Below are 20,629 nucleotides of genomic sequence, written 5' to 3'. Positions count from 1 at the left end.
TGGCAACATCGAGGTACTTGCATGTGTCTATACCAGCGCCCGGACTGGCCACAATCGACCTAACGGCTGGTTGCCCCACTGTGGACACACCGGGACGCCCGGCCCGGCCCGGGGGACCGGGCCGGCCGGGCGACAGCCACGACCTCGCGACGTAACGGTGAACGGCAGCGGCGCGGTCAGTCCCGCGTCGGCCCGGCGCCGGGCGTGGTCATCGTGGTGACCCGGCGGGTGATCCGCACCGCGTCGGCGACGACATGACCGGTGCCGGCGGTCCACCGGCTCACCCCCACCCGGCTGCCGTCGCCGGCGGCCAGCGTGAACGCGCCGAGCGACACCCACCGGCCGCCGTCGACGCGCTGGTTGACCCGTACCGTCTGGTAGCCGCCGGTGGTGGCGATCATGTACGGGGTCGAGTCGTTGTAGCCCGCGTCGGCCGGGTACCAGACCGCCACCTCGTAGGACGCGGTCTCCGGGATGTCGACCCGGTACCAGGCGACATCGCTGGCCGGGGTCGGGTTCGCGAACCGGTAGTCGGTGCCGAACCGCTGGCCGGAGTAGCTGGAGGTGCCCCAGTTCGCACTCGCGGTGAACCGGCCGGGGGTGGTGTTGTCGACCGTGCTGCTCCAGGCCGGCGGACCGGTGCCGGTGGAGACGTCGAGGTAGTTACGGTCGATCCGGATCTGTACGCCGCCCCAGGTCTCGTAGACGTCACCGGCGTACTGGTGCAGCCGCTGGTGGTCGGCCCAGTACGCCGCCGGCGCGTACGGTCCGGCGTCGGTGTTCGCCACGTTGTTCCACCAGGCGAACCAGATGTGGTCCACCCGACTGTAGGAAGGATCGTTGTACGCGCCGGCCACGTCCGTGATCCCGGACGCGCCGCTGGAGTACACACCCGCGAGGTAGCCGTACGAGTGGAGCGTGTCGGTCCAACCGGAGAGGAAGGAGAGGACCGCGGCCCGACAGGACGCGTTCGACGGGTAGCCCTCGACGTCGTTGTAGATCGCACTGCCGGCGGGGATGCCCAGCGCCTGTGCGGCACCGACCGCACCGGTCGCCGCGGTCGAGCCCTGCGCTCGTGCGGTGGCCGGGTCGCTCGACATCAACAGCGTGTAGCGGGCGGAGCAGGGTGCCTGGCGGCCGAGTTCGATCGGGATCAGGCGCCAGCCGTTCGCGGTCTGGTTGGTCACCCAGCTCGCGGTGAGGTTCGGCTGGGCACAGGACCGGTTGGCGCCGCTGATGTAGACGCCGATCGCGCGGTAGGGCGAGCTGGCCCGCCAGGCGTTCATGGTCGACTGCGATGGTGCCGTACACGTGTCGAAGCCCCTGCCGGTGTAGGTGCCCGGCTGTGGACCGGACGCCGCCAGTGGTGTCCGCCCGGTCGCGGCCCGCGGCGCGGTGGCGGCGGCGGGCAGTGCCGACGGCACCGCGTCCGGGCCGAGGGTCGCGGTGCCCAGGATTCGGCGGACCAGGGATTCGGTCAGCGGGGTGTGTACCGCGCTGACCAGCACGCCCGCGTCGCGCACCGCGACCCGGATCGAGTCGTCGCGGGAGGCCGGGGCGCTCGCGGCGGCCGTGCCCGGTGCCGTGGTGGTGGTGTCCGCCGTGAGACGCTCCGCCGAGACGGCGTCGATCGGCTCGATGACCAGGCCCGCGGTACGACCGACGAGGTGCGCGGGGCAGGACGACCCGTCACCCGGATGTCCCAGGTAGACCGTGGGTCGGTCGAACCGGACGCACTCGCTCGGGTGGTCGGTCAGGTCGACGACCCGCCAGGTGCCCGGAACCGTCACGCGATAGCCCCGGTAACCCACGGTGCGGGATTCCGCCGCCGCGTGTTGGTTCTCCGGCGGGGCCGCACGCACCGGCGCGGCGACCACCACCGAGCCGGCGACGGTGAGCAGGAGGCCGGTCAGACCCGCCATGATTCTTCTCATCCCAGCCTCCGTCGGAGAATCTCTCTACTTGCGGAGAAGTTTGGGCAATTCATACCATGTATTGACGTTTGCCACTAGAGGGTTGTCGCCCAATCGTCGACCGATGGCCCCGATCGACCGATTCTTCCCGGCCCGGCACCGCAACCGAATCACAACCGGCCGGTGCTGCACTCTCGTGGCGGGCGACGGACGTCCGTGGCACATCAATGGAGGCTCCTTTGTTCGAGAGGTCGCGCAGGACCATGGCCGGCGCCGGTGCGTCGCTGGGGTTGGTCGTCGCGCAGCTACTGGTCGGTGTGACGCCCGCGCTGGCGGCGGGCGGCTCCGCCCACGTCGCCGGGACGACGGTCCACTTCGTCGCCGACCCGGGCCTCGCCAACGAGGTGACGGTCGAGCAGACCGGGGCCGCCTTCCGGATCACCGACAACGCGGCACCGGTGGTGCCGGGCGCCGGCTGCGTCGCGGTCACCCCCAACCAGGTGAGCTGTACGGCCCCGGTCGTCACCACCATCTGGGCCGACACCGCCGACCTGGACGACACGCTGACCATCCGGGCGACGGGGGCGTTCGGCACGTTCTACGGCGGCAGCGGCGACGACCGGTTCCAGTTGCAGGGCGTACGGGGCACGTCGGTGTACGGGCAGGACGGCAACGACGTGGTCTTCGGCAGCGACGCACCCGACTCGATCTACGGCGGCCCCGGCGACGACCGGCTCTACGGGTACGACGCGGCCGACCTGCTGCTCGGCGGTGCGGGCGCGGACCTGATGTCCGGCGGCACCGGCTACGACACCGTCAGCTACGCCGACTACTCATCGGCGGTGAGCGCCGACGCGGACGGCGTGGTCGGTGACGACGGCGCGGCACACGAAGCGGACACCATCCGGTCGGACGTGGAGAAGATAGTCGGCGGCCGGGCCGCCGACGTGCTCCTCGGCACCGATGGCGACGACGAGCTGGCCGGCGGCGGTGGCGACGACATCCTGATCGGTTCCGGTGGCGACGACCTGCTGCTCGGCGGCTCCGGTCTCGACCGGCTGTACGGCGACAGCCAACGGACCCTCGTCCTGCCGGTCGATCAGGACATCTGCGAGGCGGGCAGCGGCGGCGGCGTCCTGTACGGCTGCGAGACCGCCCGGTAGGCGGCCCGGAGACCGCTACGGCCGGCCCCGGTCGTCATCGCGACAGAACCCGGTTGCGACTGGCGATCGGGGCCCGGTCGTGCTCTCCTCCTCGGAAAGGGGGGAGATCACGATGGCGGACAACGGCGGGGCACCGGTCATCGCCGACATCCGGTTGCTCGGGCCACTGGAGGTCGACGCCGGTGGCGTACGGGTGGCGTTGGGTGGGCCCCGGCAGCGCAGCCTGCTCGGTCTGCTCGCCCTGCGGGCACCGGATATCGTCCCCCGGCCCCAACTGATCGACGGAATCTGGGGCGAGGATCCGCCCGGCTCGGCCACCAAGACGCTGCACGCCCACGTGGCGTACCTGCGGCGCGCGCTCGGCGCGGCCGGCCTGACCGAGCTGATCGTCACCCGGCCACCCGGGTACGCCCTGGACATCACGCTCGGCCGGACCGACGCCCGGCGCTTCGAGGAGTTGGTGGTGGTCGGCCGGCGGGCGTTGCGCGCCGGGGCCAACACCGAGGCGGCCGAGGCGCTGCGCGCCGCACTGCGGCTGTGGCGCGGCGACGTGCTCTCCGACTGTCCACTCGGCGAGTGGGCCCGCGCCGAGGTCGCCGCCCTGCGGGAGTCCCGGCTCTACGCGACCGAGGATCTCTACACCGCCGAGCTGGCGCTGGGCGAGCATGCCCGGGTGGCCGCCGAGCTGGAGGCGCTGGTCGCCCGCGATCCGCTGCGGGAACGGCTCTGGGAGCTGCTCATGATCGCGCTGTACCGGTCCGGCCGGCAGGGCGAGGCGCTCGGCGCGTACCGCCGGGTCCGGACCGCGCTGGTCGAGGAGTTGGGCATCGAGCCGGGCCGCCGGCTGCGCGAGACGGAGGCGGCCATCCTGGCCGACGACGCCTTCGGCGGCGAGGTGGTCGGCGCCGGCCCGGTCGGCGCCGCCGCCGGGTCCGCCGCCCTCGCCGCCAGTGCCGGGGGTACGGCCGAGCGTGGCGCGGGTGCCAGCGGTACGGCCGAGCGCGGCGCGGGTGCCGGCGGTAGAGCGCTACCGGACGGGGCGGACGCGTACCTGCCCGCCCCGCTGACCACGCTGATCGGCCGGCGGGTCGAGGTCGCCGAGATCCGGGAACTGCTCGGCAGCCGGCGGCTCGGTGACCTCCAGTTGACAGGCCTGGGTCACGGTGGTGGCGATCGGCTTGACGTCGACGAAGTAGGAACGGCCGGTCGGCGTGTTGTTCCAGCCCCCGCTGGCGGTCGAACCCGCCGCCAGGTTGTCGACCGTGGCGATCCGGTAGGTGCCGGCCGAGCCGACCTCGGCGAGCGCCGAGGCCGGTGCCGGGCTTGCCGCCGCACCCAGCGCGACCACCGCGGCCGTCGCACCGAGCAGCCCGGCCACCTTACGGATCCTGGTCTTGTTCAACATGAGCTTCCCCCTTCGTCCACCAGCACCGGGACCATCCCGTCGAGGACTGGGCAATTTCTACGCGGGGTCGACTGTGAATCGATTGCGATCGGGTTGGCCGCCCTGACCAGGGCCCCGCCCCGCCGCCGGCCGTCAGGCGCCCGTCGCCGGGAACTCCGTCGTCAGAACACGTCACACTCTGCGGCACCGGCTCGTCCTCGAAGTAACCACGAAGGAGAGCCCATGTTCGCCGCTTACGTTACGGTCACCATCCTCGCGTCGGTCCTCAACGGCATCGCCGCCGTCACCTACCTGATCGGCCACGACTATCCAAAGGCCCAGGCGGACATGAAGCGTGTGCCACGGTCATGGGTACCGGTGTTGGGCACGCTGCTGGCGGCGGGTTCCCTGGGGCTGCTGGTCGGGTTTGCGGTGCCACCGCTGGGGACGTTCGCCGCCGCCGGTCTCGTGTTGTACTTTCTCGGCGCGTTCGTCGCGCATCTGCGAGTGGGTTCCCGTCAGCTCGTGGGATGGGCCGTGTTCTTCGCCACGGCGGTGGCCGCACTGACGGTGAACCTGAGCCACCACTGGTGAGGTATCCGGTCGCCGACGGCGCTCCGGTGCCGCTCGGCCCGGGCGGGGAGTGGGGACCTCATAGCCCCGTCACTCGGCCTCGAAGCCGCCACGTTCCCGGGCGGGGGTGAGCCACTCCAGCCCGCGACGATCTTGCACTTGTGGTGGCATGCAAATCCGGATGAGTGTCCCAAATCAGGCGCCACAAGTGCAAGATCGTCGAAGTCGTGGGTGTTGGGGTGGGGGTGTGTGTTTAGTGGAAGTGGTTGGTTTGGTTGTTGTGGTTGCCGAATTGGAGGCCTTGGGCCTGACTTGCGTCTATGTGGTAGCTGCCAGCTCGGATTTGGTGTGGGTCGGCGAGGTTCAGTAGTCGGTGTGCCATGGCCAGCACCTCCTCGTCGGTGTCCGCGCCACTGTCGGCCAGATCGTCGCCGATTGTCGCCTGCCAGCGGCCGGGTTCGGTCTCGTGCGCGTCGAGGACCTCCTGCGCCTCCGGGCGCCCTGCCAGGCGTCCCCGGAGGAGGTTCTTCAGCCCGGTATAGGTGTCGGTTATCACCGTCTTGGCCACGTCCGTCGAGCCCGCCGTCGCGCCCGCGACGAGAGCCGCGATGATCACCTCAACGCCAGTTTCCATGATCGCCTTCCAGGAGGGGACCGGTCGATTCTGTCACCGCTGCGCAACCCGGTGCCGTCGAGTGGTGGTCGGAGGAGGCGGCGGTGCTCGTCGAGCAGACCGCCGTACCCGCGATCCGTTCGCCACACGCGGTCCGAGGGGACTCGAATCGACTGTGGCCGGGACGAGGTCGGCCGGGTGGCGATGGCCGATCCCGACGGCAACGAGTTCTGTGTCCTGACCGCCGACGGGGGCTTCCCACTCGCCCGACTGTTCCCCGGACGTTCAGGAATTGAGGTACGCGAGGACGGCCAGGACCCGGCGGTTGTCGTCATCGGAGGGGGGCATGTCGAGCTTGGTGAAGATGTTGTTGATGTGCTTGCTCACCGCCTTTTCGGTGATGCGGAGCTTGCCGGCGATCGCGGCGTTGGAGCGGCCCTCGGCCATTTCGCCGAGCACCTCACGTTCGCGCGCGGTGAGCACCGCGAGCGGCTCCCGGCGGGCGAGTAGCTGCGAGATCACTTCCGGGTCCATCGCGGTACCGCCGTCGGCTACCCGACGGACCGCGTCGACGAACTCGCCGACGTTCGACACCCGGTCCTTGAGCAGGTAGCCGACACCACCGTGCGGGGTGCTGAGCAGTTCGCGGGCATAGAGGGGCTCGACGTGCTGGGAGAGCATGAGGATCGGCAGGCCGGGAATCTGGGTACGGGCCGCGGTCGCGGCCTGTAGTCCCTCGTCGGTGAATGTCGGTGGCAGGCGGACGTCGATGACCGCGACCTGGGGCCGGTGTGTGATCAGGGCGGGCAGCAGCGCCGGGCCGTTGTCGACGGCGGCGACAACGTCGAAGTCGAAGGCGTTCAGCAGCCGGGTCAGTCCGTCACGGAGGAGGGCATGGTCCTCGGCGATGACAACGCGCACGGCAGCTCCATGGTGATGACGGTCGGTCCCCCGGGCGGGCTCGACAGCAATATCGTGCCATCGAAGGCCGCGAGGCGGCGTTCGATACCGCGCAGACCGGTGCCGGTGGCGGGGTCGGCACCGCCCTTACCGTCGTCCCTGACCACCATCGTCAGCACACCCTCCGAGTGCCGTAACGACACCGACCCGGTGTGGGCGCGGCTGTGTCGGATCATGTTGGTCAGGGTCTCGGCGACGGCGAAGTACGCCGCGGACTCCACCGGTGCGTCGGCCCGGCCGGGAAGCACGGTGGTGACCGTGATCGGCATCGCCAGACTGAGCGCCAACGCGCGGACCGCTCCGCCGAGCCCCCGTTCGGCGAGCACCGGCGGGTGAATTCCGCGGACCAGGTTCCGTAGCTCGACGAGCGCCGTACTGCTGGACTCGCGCGCCTCGGTGAGCAGCTCGCGGGCCGCCACCGGGTCCCGGTCGATCAGCTCGTCGGCCAGACCGATCATCATGCCCAGCGAGACGAGGCGGGCCTGGACGCCGTCGTGCAGGTCGCGTTCGATGCGACGCAGCTCCGCCGCCTGAGCGCCCACCGTGTCGGCACGGGTCACCGTCAGCTGGGTGACGCGCAGCCGGAGTTCGGCGGCCCTGGTCGGTGCGAGGAAGAGCCGGGCGAAGTACGCGTCGACGCGGCCCAGCCACGGCGCGGCCGCCAGCCCGGCGAGAAGGACGACGGCGCCCTGCGGCAGGCAGAGCAGCCCGTCGCTGAACGTGTCGATGGACCAGATGGCGCCGTAGCCGTACCAGCCGGTGCCGAGCCAGATCCACAACGGCGCCAGGGTCAGACCCAGGAGCCCGTACAGCGGCACCGCCACCCGGACCGTTCCGAGCGCGAACCCGACGACCGCGCCGGGCGCGAGCCAGGCAAGATCACGCCAGGTGGCCGGGTCGGTCACGGTCCACCGGAAGCGCCGCCAGCCGCCGGCCACGGCCCGTTCCGGGGGCGGATGGTACGGACGTGTCACCGGCACCCCGGTCCGGGAGGCGCGCCTGCGCTCCAGATCGGCGCGCAGCCGGACCAACGTCATCGTCCACGGCACCAGCGCCAGGCCGAGGAAGGGCACCGGAGTCAGGGCCAACGCGACAACGGACACCGCCAACAGCGGCAGGTTGGCGACCGCCAGACCGATCGCGGCCACGCCGCCCAGCACGGAGCGCACCCCGCGTCGGATCCAACGGCCCAACCGTTCACCGGTCCCGGACATGTCCACGGATCATATTGTGCCCGCAGGTCAGCGGCACGATGGTGGTGCTAGCACCACCACACCGAGGGAGTTAGCGCTCCTGACAGCGCGGGCGTCGAGCGGTTCGATAGAAATATGACGATCACCACGACGCCGTCGCGGGCCACTACCGGCAGTGACTTCGCCGTCCTGTCCCGGCGGATCAGCGGCGAAGGGCTGATGCAACGCCGGCCCGTCTACTACGCCGCCCGGCTGAGCATCGTCGCGCTCATGCTCCTCGGCGGTTGGGTCGCGTTCTTCGTCATCGGTTCGTCCTGGTGGCAGTTGGTGACGGCAGCGTTCCTCGCCGTCACATTCACCCAGGTCGCGCTCGTGGCGCACGACCTGGCACACCGCCAGGTGTTCCGCACCAAACGGCCCGGTGAATTCGCCGGACGGCTGGCCGGGAACCTCGGCGTCGGGATGAGCTACGGCTGGTGGATGGACAAGCACACCCGTCACCACAACAACCCCAACCACGACGACCTCGACCCGGACGTCGCACCCGAGGTGCTGATCTGGGCCACGGAGTCGGCCCTGGGACGGCGTGGGCTGAAGGGCTTCATCACCCGGCACCAGGCCGGGCTGTTCTTCCCGCTGCTCACCCTGCTCGCCGTCGACCTGAAGGTGGCCAGCGTCAAGGCGTTGCGCGGCGGCACCGTGAAGCGCCGCGGCCTGGAGAGCGCGCTGCTGATCCTGCACGCCGTCGGCTACCTCTCGGCCCTGCTGATCGTCCTCTCGCCGCTCCAGGCAATCGCCTTCCTGCTGGTGCACCAGGCGCTGTTCGGCGTCTACCTTGGCATGACGTTCGCACCGAACCACAAGGGCATGCCGCACCCGACCGGCGACGAGGACTACCTCCGTAAGCAGGTGCTGACCTCACGCAACGTCCGCGGCGGCTGGCTGACCGACGCGGCGCTGGGCGGCCTGAACTACCAGATCGAGCACCACCTGTTCCCCGGCATGCCGACCCCGAACCTGCGCAAGGCCCAGCCGATCGTGCAGGCGTACTGCGCCGAGATCGGCGTGCCGTACGAGCAGACGAGCCTGGTCACCTCCTACCGCCAGGCCCTGCGGTACCTGCACGAGGTGGGCGCACCGGCCCGCGCCGAACACGCGGCACGCTGAGAGCGGGTCCCGCTGGAGCGGGTCGTGAACCAACCTCGTACGCGGACACGAGCCTAGCCAAGCCGACCGGACAGGGCGGCGGTGATCTCGTCGCTGGTCAGTAGCTGCACACCGATCCCGGCGATCTCCCGGAAGCCCTGCTCGCTTGCCTGGGAGACGGCGTCGGTGGCCAGGACTGTCCGGTAGTCGCGCTCGCTCGCCTCGATGATGCTGGCGCGGGGGCAGTTGGGCAGGTTGCACCCGGCGAAGACGACGGTGTCGACCGCCAGGTCGTCGAGCAGGGACGCCAGCGGTGTCCGGTAGAACGCACCCCATCGCGGTTTGAAGATCACGTACTCGGTGGGGTTCAGCCTCTGCGGCTTGCCGCCGAGCAGTCGCGGGTGGTCGAGTTCCGGCGCTCCCGCCGGCAGTAGGCCGGGGGCGAGTTGACTGCCCGGCGATCCCGGCGCCACGATCCGCGCGCCACCGGCGAGCAGTGTCCGCCGGGCCAGGTCGGCGTTTTCGCCGCCGGGCGGGTAGAGGCGCACGATGTGCACGATCGGCCGGCGGGCGGCCCGGAACGCGTCGGCGAGGTGGCGCAGGTTCGGCACGATCTCGGTGGTGCCGGCCAGGCCGTACGGACTGTCGGACAGGAAGTCCACCTGCATGTCGATGGTGACCAGCACCGCCGACTCCCAGTGCGGGATCAGGTGCGGGTCCGGGGTCTGTCCAGTGTGGGTCACGGAGCTCCTCCTACCGTCGGCGCTGGGCCAGGATCGCCGAGCCGGTTCGGCGGCCGGATCACGGGACGGCCGGGTCCTGCCCTGTGGAACCCCGGGGAGGACCCGACCACCGCCAGCGGTACGGGTTACCGGCGGGGAGCGGTCAGCTGGAGGCTGACCAGGCTGGAGACGTACCTTCCCCCGTGCCTGTCGCCCGGCACGACGACCCGGGGCCGTCCGTCGGCGGTCGGCTGTCCGTCCTCGGTGATGGCCACGAGTACGGTCTTGCCCTCGAAGTCGGGGTCGATCTCGCCCCAGGCGAAGGCGGCCTGGTACCGGTCGCTGCCGGTGGCCGTGACGACGTGCCGGAGCTTGTGGTTCTTGATCTGCGGGTCGAAGCGCGGTTGGGCGCGGTTGAGGACGTCGAGCAGGAGCGGTCCGGTGTAGGTGTGGGTCTGGGGACCGGATCCGCTCTGGTAGGTCAGGGTGATGGTCCGCTGCGGCAGCCGGGCGAGGTCGGCGTTGCTCAGGTGCAGCCGGCGACCCACCGCGCCGTCGACCCGCAGGGCGAGACGATGGGCGACGGTCGCGCCCGCGGTTCCCGTGTCGCCCGAGGTGCTGGTCGGGGCGGCGTGGGCGGCGGCGCCACCGAGGGTGACGACGGTGGTCAGGGCGATGGCCAGGCCGATGATCCGGCGCAGCGGTGAGACGGTCGTGGTCATGGCGACTCCTCTGGTTGGGCCGGGGTGGCGACGGTGGACAGTGGCCGGGTGTGCCCGTGGACAACGATGGGCGGTTGGCCGGCGATGTCCGGATGGGTCACCGCCGGGAGGTCACGGGGCGCCGGCGGGGTAGACCCGGGTTTCGGTGGCCCTGACCGCCGCCCACACGGGTTGGCCGGGTACGAGGTGGAGTTGGGCGGCGGCGAGCGGGGTGACGTCGGCGGCCACCCCGATCGGGCCGTCGAGTTGGATGCGCAGGTTGTCGCCGTGGCGCTGGATGCCGGTGATGGTCGCGGGCCAGGTGTTGCGGGGACTGCTGTCGGGGCGGTTCGGGTGCAGTGCGACGGCCGAGGGCGGGAAGGCGACGAAGACGTCCCCGTCGTGCCGCTCCGCTACGGCGAGCGGGAAGGCGTCGCCGACCAGGACCGTCGACCCGTCGGCGTGCCCACGGTAGAGGTTGAGTCCGACGAGGCGGGCGACGTAGTCCGTACGCGGCCGGGCGGTGATGGTGGCGGCGTCGCCCTGCTGCACCATCCGGCCGTCCTCGACGATGACCAGCCGGTCGGCGAGCACCAGCGCGTCGAGCGGGTCGTGGGTGACCAGCAGCGTGGCCCCGCCGTGCTCGCCGAGGTGGCGTTGCAGCTCGGCGCGGGTGTCCAGCCGGGTACGGGCGTCGAGCGCGGCGAGGGGTTCGTCGAGTAGCAGCAGCGCCGGGTGGACCGCGAGTGCGCGGGCGAGTGCTACCCGTTGGGCCTGGCCGCCGGAGAGCTGCCGTGGTTTGCGCCGGGCGTGTTCGGTCAGACCCATCCGGTCGAGCCAGCCGGCGGCCTGCTCCCGGGCCCGGCGCCGGTCGACACCGTGTCGGCGGGGTCCGAAGGCGACGTTGTCCAGCGCGCTGAGGTGCGGGAAGAGCAGGTAGTCCTGGAAGACGACACCTATCGGGCGGCGCTCGGTGGGCAGCCAGGTCCGGTGGTCGGGGCGGTCGAGGTCGGTCCCGCCGAGGGTGATGTGCCCGGCGGTGAGCGGTTCCAGGCCGGCGAGCGTACGCAGGGCGGTGGTCTTGCCGGCACCGTTCGGCCCGAGCAGGGCGACCACCTCACCGGGGTCGACCCGCAGGTGCAGGTCGAGGCGGAAGGTGCCCCGGTCGACAACGAGGTGGGCGTCGAGCAGGGCACCGCCGGTGCTCGCCCGGCCGGCGGTGGGTGTCGGGGTGGCGGTGGGTGTCGGGGTGGCGGGCACGGGTGTGGTCATGGGCTGGTGATCCACCGGTCGCGGAGGCTGGCGAGGATGGCGACCGAGACGGTGAGCAGGATCAGGCTCAGCACGATGGCCGATTCCAGGTCGGTCTCCAGGGCGAGGTAGACGGCGAGCGGCATGGTCTGGGTACGGCCGGGGAAGTTGCCGGCGAAGGTGATGGTGGCGCCGAACTCACCGAGGGCTCGGGCCCAGCAGAGGACCGCCCCGGCGGCGATGCCGGGGGCGACGAGCGGGAGCGTGACGTGGGTGAAGGTGGTCCAGCGGCCGGCGCCGAGAGTGGCGGCAGCCTCCTCGTATCGGGTGTCCGCGCCGCGTAGCGCGCCCTCGACGGCGATGATCAGGAACGGCATGGCGACGAACGCCTCGGCGAGCACGACGCCGGTGGTGGTGAACGGCAGCGTGATGCCGAAGGTGGAGTCGAGCCAGCCGCCGAGCAGCCCCCTGCGGCCGAAGACGAGCAGCAGTGCCACCCCGCCGACGACGGGTGGCAGGACGAGCGGCACGGTGACGAGTGCGCGTACGACCCGCCGGCCGGGGAACTCGATTCTCGCCAGAAGCCAGGCCAGGGGTACGCCGAGGGCGAGGCAGAGCAGTGTGGCGAGGGTGGCGGTCTGCAACGACAGCCGCAGCGCGGTGAGTACGCCGGGTTCGGCGAGCCGCTGCGGCAGGGTGCTCCACGGCGTCCGGACCAGGAGGCCGACCAGGGGCAGGACCAGGAACAGCAGACCGAGCGCGGCAGGCACGAGCAGCGCCACCGGGATCCGTCCGGTGCGCCTGCGCCGGTGCGGTGGCGCGACCGTCGCCGGCCGCGCCACCACGTCGGGCTCTTCGAGAGGTGGCACCGTTCTAGGGGGCCTGGAAGCCGGCCTGGGTGAGCACGGACTTACCGGCGTCCGACAACACGTACGCGACGAACGCCTGGGCGCCGGCCTGGTTCGGCGCGCTCTTCAGCACGGTGATCGGGTAGTCGTTGATCGCTCCGGCCGACTCGGGGAACTCGATCCCGTCGACGTCGGCGGTGGACGCCTTCGCGTCGGTCCGGTAGACCAGGGCCGCGTCGACCTCGCCGAGCTTCACCTTGGACAGGGCGCCCTTGACGTCCTGTTCGAGGGTGACCGGGGTCAGTTTGACGTTCGCGGCGGTGAGTGCCTTCTTCGCGGCCGCGCCGCAGGGGACCTGCTCGGCGCAGAGGGCGACCTTCGCGTCCGGCTTGGTCAGGTCGGTCAGCCCGGTGACCCCGTTCGGGTTGCCCTTCGGTACGGCGATGACGAGTTGGTTCTTCACGAAGGTGGTCGGGGTGCCGTCACCGTTGCCGGCGTCGGTGACGGTCTTCATGTTCGCCGGTGCGGCGGAGGCGAACACGTCCGCCGGTGCGCCCTGGTTGATCTGGGTGGCGAGGGCGGAACTGCCGGCGAAGCTGAAGGTGACCTTCGCGCCGGGGTTGGCCGCCTCGAAGTCCTTGCCGATGGCCGTGAACGACTCGGTCAGCGACGCCGCAGCGAAGACCGTGATCGTGCCGGTGACGCCGGGGCTGCTGCTGCCCGGTTGCGGGCTGGCGGTGTCGGCGTCACCGGCGCAGCCGGTGAGACCCAACGCCGCAAGCGCGGTGAGCGCGGCCAGGGCGGTGCGGAACCGTCGTGCTCTCACGAACTGGTCCTCCCTCTACTACCGGCGGTCAGGGCGGGTTTCTCCACCATGACCGTGGTGGATTTGATGACTGCGATCCGAAACACCGTCACGTTGGACACCCTAGTCCGTCGCAACTGCGAGGATTAATGGGCTGATCGGGCCGTATCCTCGGTGTGCTGTTTCATTCCGTGGGTCGCATCTGCATCATTGCAGTCATGGCTGGTGAACCGGTGTCGCTACCGGCATGGCAGACCCTGACCGACGAGCAGAGCCGGCGCTGGACCGAGGTCCTCGACCATGTCGCCGACGCGCTCCCGTCGGGCGCCGTTTCCGTCGTGATCGACGGCGGTGCCGCGCAGGCGGCGGTCGTCGCCGACCGCCTCGCCGACACCCTGCACGCCAGCGGACGTCCGTGCGCCCGGCTGACCGAGCCCACACCCGCAATGGCGGACGACTGGCGCGCCGGACGTGCCCCGGACACCGTCGCGGTCGCCGACGGCTCCCACTGGCGCGGCCGCCCGCCGACCGTTGAGTGGGACGTTGTCGTCTGGCTCCGTACCCCACCCGTCGGCCGAGCCGCGACCGGCGGCCGTGGCCCCGGCTGCGACATCGTCATCGACCTGCACGATCCGACCTGGCCGGTGATCCGCCAACTCACCGACCGGCTCGTGCCACACGACCGCTGGTACCTCAGCGAATCGCGAGCCTTCTTCGCCATCCGCGCCGCGACCTGGGACACGAAGTTCGGCGACGACATGCCCGCCTACGCGGCCGCCGTGACCGAGGCGAACCTCACCACGGGTGGCGTCGTCGTCGACATCGGCTGCGGAACCGGTCGCGCGTTGCCCGCCCTGCGTGACGCGGTCGGCTCGCACGGCGTCGTCGTCGGCCTCGACCTCACACCGCAGATGCTCACCGCCGCCCGGACACACGCGCAACGGGCCGCCGCCGACCTGCTCCTGGGCGACGCCCGGAACCTCCCGCTCGCCGACGCGTCCGTCGACGCGGTGTTCGCCGCGGGTCTGCTCACCCACCTGCCCGACCCCGAAGCCGGCCTGGGCGAACTCGCCCGGATCACCCGGCCCGGCGGACGACTCGTGCTCTTCCACCCCTCCGGCCGAGCCGCCCTCGCCGCCCGTCACGGCCGCCCCCTACGCCCCGACGAACCCCTCGCGCAAGCACCGTTGCGGCACTCGACCGCCCGCACCGGCTGGCAGCTCACCGGCTACGACGACCCACCGCACCGATTCTTCGCGACCGCCACCCGCCGGAACACCTGACGGGACCGGTACGCCACCCGCGTCCCGTCGCCGACCGCCCGCTACCGGGGCCAGACCCCGGGCACAGACCCGTCTGCCCGGGGTCTGTCGTCGCGTGGGTGATCGCGGCGGGGCCGTCGATAGGCGTCGCCTATCGACCATTCGGAACTTGCTCATTGTCCCGCCGGCACCGGTACAGCACGCTGAAATTGCGCCGAAACAATCAACGGACCAGCGCTGACGCATCGCCCGTGCGTGGTACGCCGCCCGCTGATCATTTCCGTCCCTCGACAAGCCCGGAGGAGTCCGCCATGGCGAAGATATTGTGCGTGTTGTACGACGACCCGGTCACCGGCTATCCCACCACGTACGCTCGGGACACCCTGCCGCAGATCGACCACTACCCCGGCGGTCAGACCGTACCGAGTCCCGAGAAGGTCGATTTCCTTCCCGGGCAACTGCTCGGAAGCGTTTCCGGCGAGTTGGGGCTGCGTTCCTTCCTCGAATCGCTGGGCCACACGTTCGTCGTCACCTCCGACAAGGAGGGACCCGATTCGGTGTTCGAACGGGAACTCGTCGACGCCGACATCGTCATCTCCCAGCCGTTCTGGCCGGCGTACCTGACCCCGGAACGCATCGCGAAGGCGCCCAACCTGAAGCTGGCCATCACCGCCGGCATCGGCTCGGACCACGTCGACCTCTCCTCCGCGATCGGACGCGGCATCACGGTCGCCGAGGTGACCTTCTCCAACAGCATCAGCGTGGCCGAGCACGTGGTCATGATGACCCTGGCGCTGGTCCGTAACTATCTCCCGTCGTACCAGTGGGTTCTCGACGGTGGCTGGAACATCGCCGACTGCTCGGCCCGTGCCTACGACCTGGAGGCCATGCAGGTCGGTACGGTCGCGGCCGGGCGGATCGGGCTGGCGGTGCTGCGCCGGCTCAAGCCGTTCGACGTCGGGCTGCACTACACCGACCGGCACCGGCTGGCCCCGGAGATCGAGGCGGAACTGAACCTCACCTGGCACCCGGACGCCGAGTCGATGGTCCGGGTGTGCGACGTGGTGACGATCAACTGCCCGTTGCACCCGGAGACCGAGAACATGTTCGACGACGCGCTGCTGGGCAAGATGAAGCGCGGCTCGTACCTGATCAACACCGCCCGGGGGAAGATCGTGGACCGGGACGCGATCGTGCGCGCGTTGGAGTCCGGCCGGCTCGCCGGCTACGCCGGTGACGTGTGGTACCCGCAGCCGGCGCCGGCCGACCACCCGTGGCGGACGATGCCGAACCACGGCATGACCCCGCACATCTCCGGCACCTCGCTGACCGCCCAGGCACGGTACGCCGCCGGCACCCGCGAGATCCTCGAATGCTTCTTCCAGGGCCGGCCCATCCGGGACGAGTACCTCATCGTCGACGGCGGTCGTCTCGCCGGCACCGGCCAGCACTCCTACAGCGCCAGGTAACGACGGCCCGACGGGTCCGGCTCGTCCGTTCGGCGGGGTCAGATTCCCAGGTCGACCTGACCCCGCCGCGAGGACGCGGTCGGCCGGTCGTGATTCGGGCCATGATCAATTGTCCCGTCCCGGTCGTGCCGCAGCCGAGATCGCGATGCTACGGTGCGCTGGTGACCGATGCCGCCGCGTACCTCAGTTCTCACGACGACGCGGTGGCGGCAGCGCACCGCGTGGCGCAGACGTTGGCGCCGGGGGTGATCGAGCGCGACCGGGCGGGCGCCTCGGTCGTACCCCGTGACGTCCTCGCCGTCCTCGACGGCTCCGGTCTGCTCGGCATCACCGTCCCGGCCGACCACGGCGGACCGGGCCTCGGACCGCGCACACTGGCCGAGGTCACCCGGATCCTGGCGAGCGTCGACCCGGCCATCGCACAGGTACCGCAGGGACACTTCCTCGTCGTGGACATCCTCGCCGTCTGGGGCGGGGCCGCGGCACGCAAACGCCTCTTCGCCGAGGTGCTCGCCGGCCGACGGATCGGGAACGCGCTCGCCGAGCGCGGTGGCCGGCACGCGCAGGACCTCACCACCCGGCTGGCCGCCGACGACAGCGGTCGGCTGCGGCTCGACGGGCGCAAGTACTACTGCACCGGCGCGCTGACGGCGGCCTGGGTGGCGGTGAGCGCGCTGAACGACGAGGGCCGGCTGACGCTGGTCGTCGTGCCCCGCGACGCGGCCGGACTCGACGTCGACCAGGACTGGAACACGATGGGTCAGCGGGCGACGATCAGCGGCACCACCACGCTCGACGCCGTCGCGGTCGACCCGGACCTGGTGCTGGACTACGCCGCCGCGTACGCGGTCCCGCAGCAGCTCGGCGCACGCGCGCAGTTGGTGCACGCCGCGATCGAGGCCGGCATCGCCGGCGGCGCGCTCCGCGACACCCGCTCCTACCTGCGCGACCGCGCACGGCCCAGCACCGAGGCGGTCCGGGCGGGTGCCGATTCGGCGGCCGGTGACCCGCACGTCCTGCACCGCTACGGTCGGCTCGCCACCCGGGTACGGGCCGCGGAAGCACTCCTGGCCGACGCGGCGACGGTCCTGGAGAACGTGGGGCTCGTGCCGGTCGACGCCGCCGCTGCCACGACCGGATCCCTGGCCGTCGCGGGCGCGAAGGCATTCGCCAGCGAGGTGGCCGTGGAGGCGGGCAGCGAGCTGTTCGCGCTCTGCGGTACCAGCGCGACCGACGAACGGTGGGACCTGCACCGGCACTGGCGCAACGCCCGTACCCACAGCGTGCACGATCCCGTGGACTGGAAGTACCACCACCTCGGCGCGTACGAGATCGGTGACACCGTGCCGCCGAACCACGGTCAGCTGTAGCCGACCGACCGACACGTGCTCGTGCCGGAGCCGCCTCGGACGGTGCGGTCGGCGATCGGAGTTGGTCGAGCCCGGTGTGGTCTCGGCCGTTCCACTGTGGAGATACATGGGCCCACGGGCCGCCGGAAGTCCTCTAGGATCGTCAACCGGCAACGGTGAGACATCACGAAAGAAGGATTGATGGCGGAGCAGGACCGGTCGACCTCGGTCGGAATCGACCCCTCGAAACCGAGTATCGCGCGTGCCTACGATGTCGTTCTCGGCGGTAAGGACAACTTCGCGATCGACCGCGCCGTTGTCGGGGAGATGCTCAAGATCGTGCCACAGCTCCCCGAGGTGGCGGCCTACAACCGGCAGATGCTCAGCCGGGGTGTCCGCTATCTGGTTGAACAGGCCGGCATCCGGCAGTTCATGGATCTGGGATCCGGGCTGCCGACGAGGGAGAACACCCACCAGGTGGCACAGCGCTCGGCGCCCGAGGCCCGTGTGGTCTACGTCGACAACGATCCGATCGTCCTGGCCCACGGCCGGGCCCTGCTCGTGGAGAACGACAACACGACAGTGGTCACGGCCGACCTGCGGGACCCCCGGGCCGTACTCGCCGACCCCGAGGTGCACCGCCTCATCGACTTCTCCCAGCCGGTCGGCATCCTGCTCGTCGGGATCCTGCACCACCTGCACGACAGCGAGGACCCGCAGGGCGTCGCGAAGGCGTACATGGACGCCGTGCCCGCCGGCAGTCACCTGTTCATGACCAGCTTCTGCGCGTCCTTCCCCGAAGCCGCCGAGCTTGAGGAGACCTACCTCAGCGTGCTGGGCACCGGCCGATTCCGTACGCTGGACGAACTTCAGGGTTTCTTCGGCGACCTGGAGATGGTCGAGCCGGGCCTGGTGTCCCTACCGGAATGGCGGCCGGAGGCCCCCATCACCCACGAACTTTCCGTAGCCGAGCGCCTCATGGCCGGCGGCATAGCCCGGAAGCGCTGATCCTCGCGGCCTGCGCACCGTGCGGCGGTCGGCGGTCGGCGGTCGGCGGGTCAGCGGCCCGCGCGGCGGCGCATGCCCTCGGACAGTGGGGCCCGGTCCAGGTCGCCGGCGGCGATGCGCCGCGCGATGGTGCGGCGCACCATCGCGCCGGCGAGCGAGGGCAGGTGCCGGGCCAGGAACAGCTCGACCCGGCCGCGCCCGGTGGTCGCCACGTCGCGCGGGGCCCTGTGCGCGGTCGCCGCGCGCAGGATCGCGTCGACCACCCCCTCGACGGGTTCGTACCGGGAGACGCCCCGCAGGGACAGGCCGGCCGCGGCGGAGGCGTCGTGGATCGGCGACGCGACCATGCTCGGGTAGACCACACTGACCCCGATGTGGGTGCCGACCTCCAGGCGCAGCGCGTCGGCGTACGCGACCAGGGCGCGCTTGCTGACGCCGTACCCGGCGGCCAGCGGGAGCGGCAGCAGGGCCATCCGGCTGGACACGAACACGATTCTGCCCCGGCTGAGTTCCAGGGCCGGGACGGCCGCGGCGGTGGTGTGCCACGCCGCCATCAGGTTGACCTCCAGCTGCCGGCGGGCGGCGTCGCCGGGCGGTAGCTCGGCCGGGGCGGGCCCGCCGACACCGGCGTTGTTGACCAGCAGGTCGAGGCCGCCGAGGGTCTCGATCGCCCGCGTGACCGCGCCGGGCACGGCGGCGCCGTCGGTGAGGTCGCAGGCGATGACCGGGGTCGTGCCGACGCTGGTCGCGCGCAGGTCGATGCCGACGACCCCGGCACCGGCCAGTTCCAGCCGCGCGCACAGCAGCCGGCCGAAGGTGCCGTCGGCGCCGGTGACGATGACGCGCTTGCCGTCGAAGGTGCTCATCAGGGACCCTCCTGGACGTTTTGGGTGCGGTGCCAGCGCACGCCCCGGCCGCGACGGGCCCGGGTCGTACCGTCGGCCAGTTCCTTCGCCGCGAACGCGAGGTAGGCGTCGAAGTCGACCCGCATGGCGGGGCGGCGTTCGCCCCAGCGGTCGCGGGCGGCCCGCAGCTCGGCGGCGATGTCGGCGGCCTGCGCGGCCGGGCTGGGCAGCGCGTACCGGCCGGCGAGGTGTGCGGCGACGAGCCGGGCCTGTGCCTCGACCACGGGCAGCGCCGAGCCGGTGGACTGCATCAGCCCGACGAACATCAGGCCGGGTGCCTGCCGGTGGAACACGTGCCGGAACAGCGGGAGCCGGTCCGCGCCCTCGCCGAGCAGCGCCGGGTCGAGGAACGGCAGGTGGATGTCGTACCCGGTGCACCAGGCCACCAGGTCGATCCGGTCGGCGGTGCCGTCGGTGAAGCGGACCCGGTCGCCGTCGAAGCGTTCGATACCGGGCCGTACGCCGATCTCGCCGTGGCTGATCCGCGACAGCAGCGAGTCCGACAGGGTGGGGTGGTCCTGGAGGAACCCCTGTCGCGGCGCGGGCAGGCCGTAGCTCTCCGGACGGCCGACGGAAAGGCGCAGCATGGTCTGGCTGACGCGCTGGCGCAGCCGCCACGGCAGGCGCCGGGCCAGCGCGCCGTTGAGGGTGTCCGACGGTCGGCCGAACAGGTGCTTGGGCACGATCCACACGCCACGGCGCAGCGAGAGCAGGGTGCTCCGCGCGACGTGGGAGGCGTCGACGGCGATGTCCACGGCCGAGTTGCCGGCGCCGACAACCAGCACCCGCCGCCCGGCGAGCTGGCCGGGGTCACGGTAGTCGTGGCTGTGCAACTGCTCGACGGTGAGCTCGCCCGGATAGGCGGGGGAGGGCAGCCTGGGCCGGCTGTTGTGGCCGTTGGCGACGACGACCGCCTCGACGTGCACCGTGGTCGTGCCGTCCGGGCCGGCGGCGACGACCCGCCATCGTGCGCCGTCGCGGGTCACGTCGGTGACGGTGTGCCGCAGCCGCACCGCGTCCAGCAGGCCGAACCGCCGCGCGTAGTCCAACAGGTACTCGGCGACGCGGGTGTGGTCGGGATAGTCCGGCCAGTCCGTGGGCATGGGCAGGTCCGCGAACTCGGTGCGGGTCCGCGAGGTGTTCAGGTGCAGGGTGCGGTACGCCGAGGAGTGCGGTGCGCCGTACACCCACAGCCCGCCGATCCGGGTGCCTGCGTCGAAGGCGATCGCGGGTACGCCCCGGTCGGCCAGCGCCTTGAGGGTGGCCAGTCCGGCCGGTCCGGCGCCGATCACGGCGACCCGTGGCTCCATGCCTGCCCCCCAAATCCAGCGTCTGATGGATATTGCGCCCGACCGGGCCCCACG

General features: G+C 71.4%; 18 protein-coding genes and 1 pseudogene. 8 read left to right on the top strand and 11 right to left on the bottom strand.

The window, feature by feature from the left end; all coding sequences use genetic code 11:
- Nucleotides 1-176: 176 nt before the first annotated feature.
- The gene (locus OG792_RS19320; protein ID WP_329100817.1) at nt 177-1,934 is read right to left on the bottom strand and encodes a glycoside hydrolase domain-containing protein; all 1,758 of its coding nucleotides are present in this window, start codon (nt 1,932-1,934) and stop codon (nt 177-179) included.
- A gap of 218 nt (nt 1,935-2,152) precedes the next feature.
- On the opposite strand from OG792_RS19320, the gene OG792_RS19315 reads away from it, so the two are divergent.
- The 3 genes and pseudogenes from OG792_RS19315 to OG792_RS19305 all read left to right on the top strand — a co-directional run bounded on the left by OG792_RS19315 (nt 2,153) and on the right by OG792_RS19305 (nt 5,054).
- Nucleotides 2,153-3,076: a calcium-binding protein gene (locus OG792_RS19315; RefSeq protein WP_329100815.1), complete on the top strand. Its 924-nt coding sequence runs from the start codon at nt 2,153-2,155 to the stop codon at nt 3,074-3,076.
- Nucleotides 3,077-3,188: 112 nt separating this feature from the next.
- A pseudogene (locus tag OG792_RS19310) lies at nt 3,189-3,935 on the top strand (AfsR/SARP family transcriptional regulator); the annotation flags it as partial.
- Nucleotides 3,936-4,703: 768 nt separating this feature from the next.
- Entirely contained in the window at nt 4,704-5,054 is a 351-nt protein-coding gene (locus OG792_RS19305) for a DoxX family protein (protein WP_329111326.1), read from the top strand.
- A 232-nt stretch (nt 5,055-5,286) separates the two neighbouring features.
- On the opposite strand, the gene OG792_RS19300 is transcribed toward OG792_RS19305, so the two are convergent.
- The 3 genes from OG792_RS19300 to OG792_RS19290 form a co-directional block, all read right to left on the bottom strand.
- Complete coding sequence (locus OG792_RS19300) at nt 5,287-5,667, bottom strand: hypothetical protein (protein WP_329100814.1); 381 nt, start codon at nt 5,665-5,667, stop codon at nt 5,287-5,289.
- 264 nt (nt 5,668-5,931) lie between these two features.
- Entirely contained in the window at nt 5,932-6,567 is a 636-nt protein-coding gene (locus OG792_RS19295) for a response regulator transcription factor (protein WP_329100813.1), read from the bottom strand.
- The gene (locus OG792_RS19290) at nt 6,519-7,820 is read right to left on the bottom strand and encodes a sensor histidine kinase (protein ID WP_329100811.1); all 1,302 of its coding nucleotides are present in this window, start codon (nt 7,818-7,820) and stop codon (nt 6,519-6,521) included. Before OG792_RS19290 ends, OG792_RS19295 begins: the two co-directional genes overlap by 49 nt.
- 114 nt (nt 7,821-7,934) lie before the next feature.
- Here OG792_RS19290 and OG792_RS19285 point away from each other — a divergent pair, with 114 nt between their 5' ends.
- On the top strand, nt 7,935-8,966 hold the full coding sequence (locus OG792_RS19285) for a fatty acid desaturase family protein (protein WP_329100809.1): 1,032 nt from the start codon (nt 7,935-7,937) through the stop codon (nt 8,964-8,966).
- Between the two features lie 53 nt (nt 8,967-9,019).
- Here OG792_RS19285 and OG792_RS19280 read toward each other — a convergent pair whose 3' ends face one another.
- The 5 genes from OG792_RS19280 to modA form a co-directional block, all read right to left on the bottom strand.
- Nucleotides 9,020-9,688, bottom strand: coding sequence for a cysteine hydrolase family protein (locus tag OG792_RS19280; RefSeq protein WP_329100807.1), 669 nt, complete (start codon nt 9,686-9,688; stop codon nt 9,020-9,022).
- A 125-nt stretch (nt 9,689-9,813) separates the two neighbouring features.
- Complete coding sequence (locus tag OG792_RS19275; RefSeq protein WP_329100805.1) at nt 9,814-10,389, bottom strand: molybdopterin-dependent oxidoreductase; 576 nt, start codon at nt 10,387-10,389, stop codon at nt 9,814-9,816.
- Between the two features lie 111 nt (nt 10,390-10,500).
- Nucleotides 10,501-11,640 carry an ABC transporter ATP-binding protein gene (locus OG792_RS19270; protein WP_329100804.1) on the bottom strand — a complete coding sequence of 380 codons (1,140 nt, stop codon included), beginning with the start codon at nt 11,638-11,640 and terminating at the stop codon, nt 10,501-10,503.
- Nucleotides 11,637-12,464: an ABC transporter permease gene (locus tag OG792_RS19265; protein ID WP_329111325.1), complete on the bottom strand. Its 828-nt coding sequence runs from the start codon at nt 12,462-12,464 to the stop codon at nt 11,637-11,639. The genes OG792_RS19270 and OG792_RS19265 overlap by 4 nt, the downstream gene beginning before the upstream one ends.
- A 28-nt stretch (nt 12,465-12,492) precedes the next feature.
- Complete coding sequence (gene modA, locus OG792_RS19260; protein ID WP_442932247.1) at nt 12,493-13,293, bottom strand: molybdate ABC transporter substrate-binding protein; 801 nt, start codon at nt 13,291-13,293, stop codon at nt 12,493-12,495.
- 197 nt (nt 13,294-13,490) lie between these two features.
- Between modA and OG792_RS19255 the strand changes: the two genes are divergently transcribed.
- The 4 genes from OG792_RS19255 to OG792_RS19240 all read left to right on the top strand — a co-directional run bounded on the left by OG792_RS19255 (nt 13,491) and on the right by OG792_RS19240 (nt 18,360).
- Nucleotides 13,491-14,555, top strand: a complete 1,065-nt coding sequence (locus OG792_RS19255; RefSeq protein ID WP_329100802.1) for a class I SAM-dependent methyltransferase — start codon at nt 13,491-13,493, stop codon at nt 14,553-14,555.
- A 290-nt stretch (nt 14,556-14,845) separates the two neighbouring features.
- The gene (locus tag OG792_RS19250) at nt 14,846-16,003 is read left to right on the top strand and encodes an NAD-dependent formate dehydrogenase (RefSeq protein WP_329100800.1); all 1,158 of its coding nucleotides are present in this window, start codon (nt 14,846-14,848) and stop codon (nt 16,001-16,003) included.
- A 161-nt stretch (nt 16,004-16,164) separates the two neighbouring features.
- Complete coding sequence (locus OG792_RS19245) at nt 16,165-17,373, top strand: acyl-CoA dehydrogenase family protein (RefSeq protein ID WP_329100798.1); 1,209 nt, start codon at nt 16,165-16,167, stop codon at nt 17,371-17,373.
- 180 nt (nt 17,374-17,553) lie between these two features.
- Nucleotides 17,554-18,360 carry an SAM-dependent methyltransferase gene (locus OG792_RS19240; protein ID WP_329100796.1) on the top strand — a complete coding sequence of 269 codons (807 nt, stop codon included), beginning with the start codon at nt 17,554-17,556 and terminating at the stop codon, nt 18,358-18,360.
- Between the two features lie 50 nt (nt 18,361-18,410).
- Here the strand turns inward: OG792_RS19240 and OG792_RS19235 are convergent, their stop codons facing one another.
- The gene (locus OG792_RS19235; RefSeq protein ID WP_329100795.1) at nt 18,411-19,226 is read right to left on the bottom strand and encodes an SDR family NAD(P)-dependent oxidoreductase; all 816 of its coding nucleotides are present in this window, start codon (nt 19,224-19,226) and stop codon (nt 18,411-18,413) included.
- Nucleotides 19,226-20,575: a flavin-containing monooxygenase gene (locus OG792_RS19230; RefSeq protein WP_329100793.1), complete on the bottom strand. Its 1,350-nt coding sequence runs from the start codon at nt 20,573-20,575 to the stop codon at nt 19,226-19,228. The genes OG792_RS19235 and OG792_RS19230 overlap by 1 nt, the downstream gene beginning before the upstream one ends.
- Nucleotides 20,576-20,629: the final 54 nt, after the last annotated feature.

This window comes from Micromonospora sp. NBC_01699, assembly GCF_036250065.1.
Classification (GTDB): domain Bacteria; phylum Actinomycetota; class Actinomycetes; order Mycobacteriales; family Micromonosporaceae; genus Micromonospora_G.
The sequence above is the reverse complement of the archived record's forward strand: the minus strand, read 5'-3'. Positions and strand labels throughout refer to the sequence as shown.

Coding starts and splice junctions, on each gene's coding strand:
- OG792_RS19290 (WP_329100811.1), bottom strand. CDS start 7,820: ATGTCCGGGACCGGTGAACGGTTGGGCCGTTGGATCCGACGCGGGGTG.
- OG792_RS19240 (WP_329100796.1), top strand. CDS start 17,554: ATGGCGGAGCAGGACCGGTCGACCTCGGTCGGAATCGACCCCTCGAAA.
- OG792_RS19230 (WP_329100793.1), bottom strand. CDS start 20,575: ATGGAGCCACGGGTCGCCGTGATCGGCGCCGGACCGGCCGGACTGGCC.
- OG792_RS19255 (WP_329100802.1), top strand. CDS start 13,491: ATGGCTGGTGAACCGGTGTCGCTACCGGCATGGCAGACCCTGACCGAC.
- OG792_RS19270 (WP_329100804.1), bottom strand. CDS start 11,640: ATGACCACACCCGTGCCCGCCACCCCGACACCCACCGCCACCCCGACA.
- OG792_RS19250 (WP_329100800.1), top strand. CDS start 14,846: ATGGCGAAGATATTGTGCGTGTTGTACGACGACCCGGTCACCGGCTAT.
- OG792_RS19285 (WP_329100809.1), top strand. CDS start 7,935: ATGACGATCACCACGACGCCGTCGCGGGCCACTACCGGCAGTGACTTC.
- OG792_RS19305 (WP_329111326.1), top strand. CDS start 4,704: ATGTTCGCCGCTTACGTTACGGTCACCATCCTCGCGTCGGTCCTCAAC.
- OG792_RS19300 (WP_329100814.1), bottom strand. CDS start 5,667: ATGGAAACTGGCGTTGAGGTGATCATCGCGGCTCTCGTCGCGGGCGCG.
- OG792_RS19275 (WP_329100805.1), bottom strand. CDS start 10,389: ATGACCACGACCGTCTCACCGCTGCGCCGGATCATCGGCCTGGCCATC.
- OG792_RS19320 (WP_329100817.1), bottom strand. CDS start 1,934: ATGAGAAGAATCATGGCGGGTCTGACCGGCCTCCTGCTCACCGTCGCC.
- OG792_RS19235 (WP_329100795.1), bottom strand. CDS start 19,226: ATGAGCACCTTCGACGGCAAGCGCGTCATCGTCACCGGCGCCGACGGC.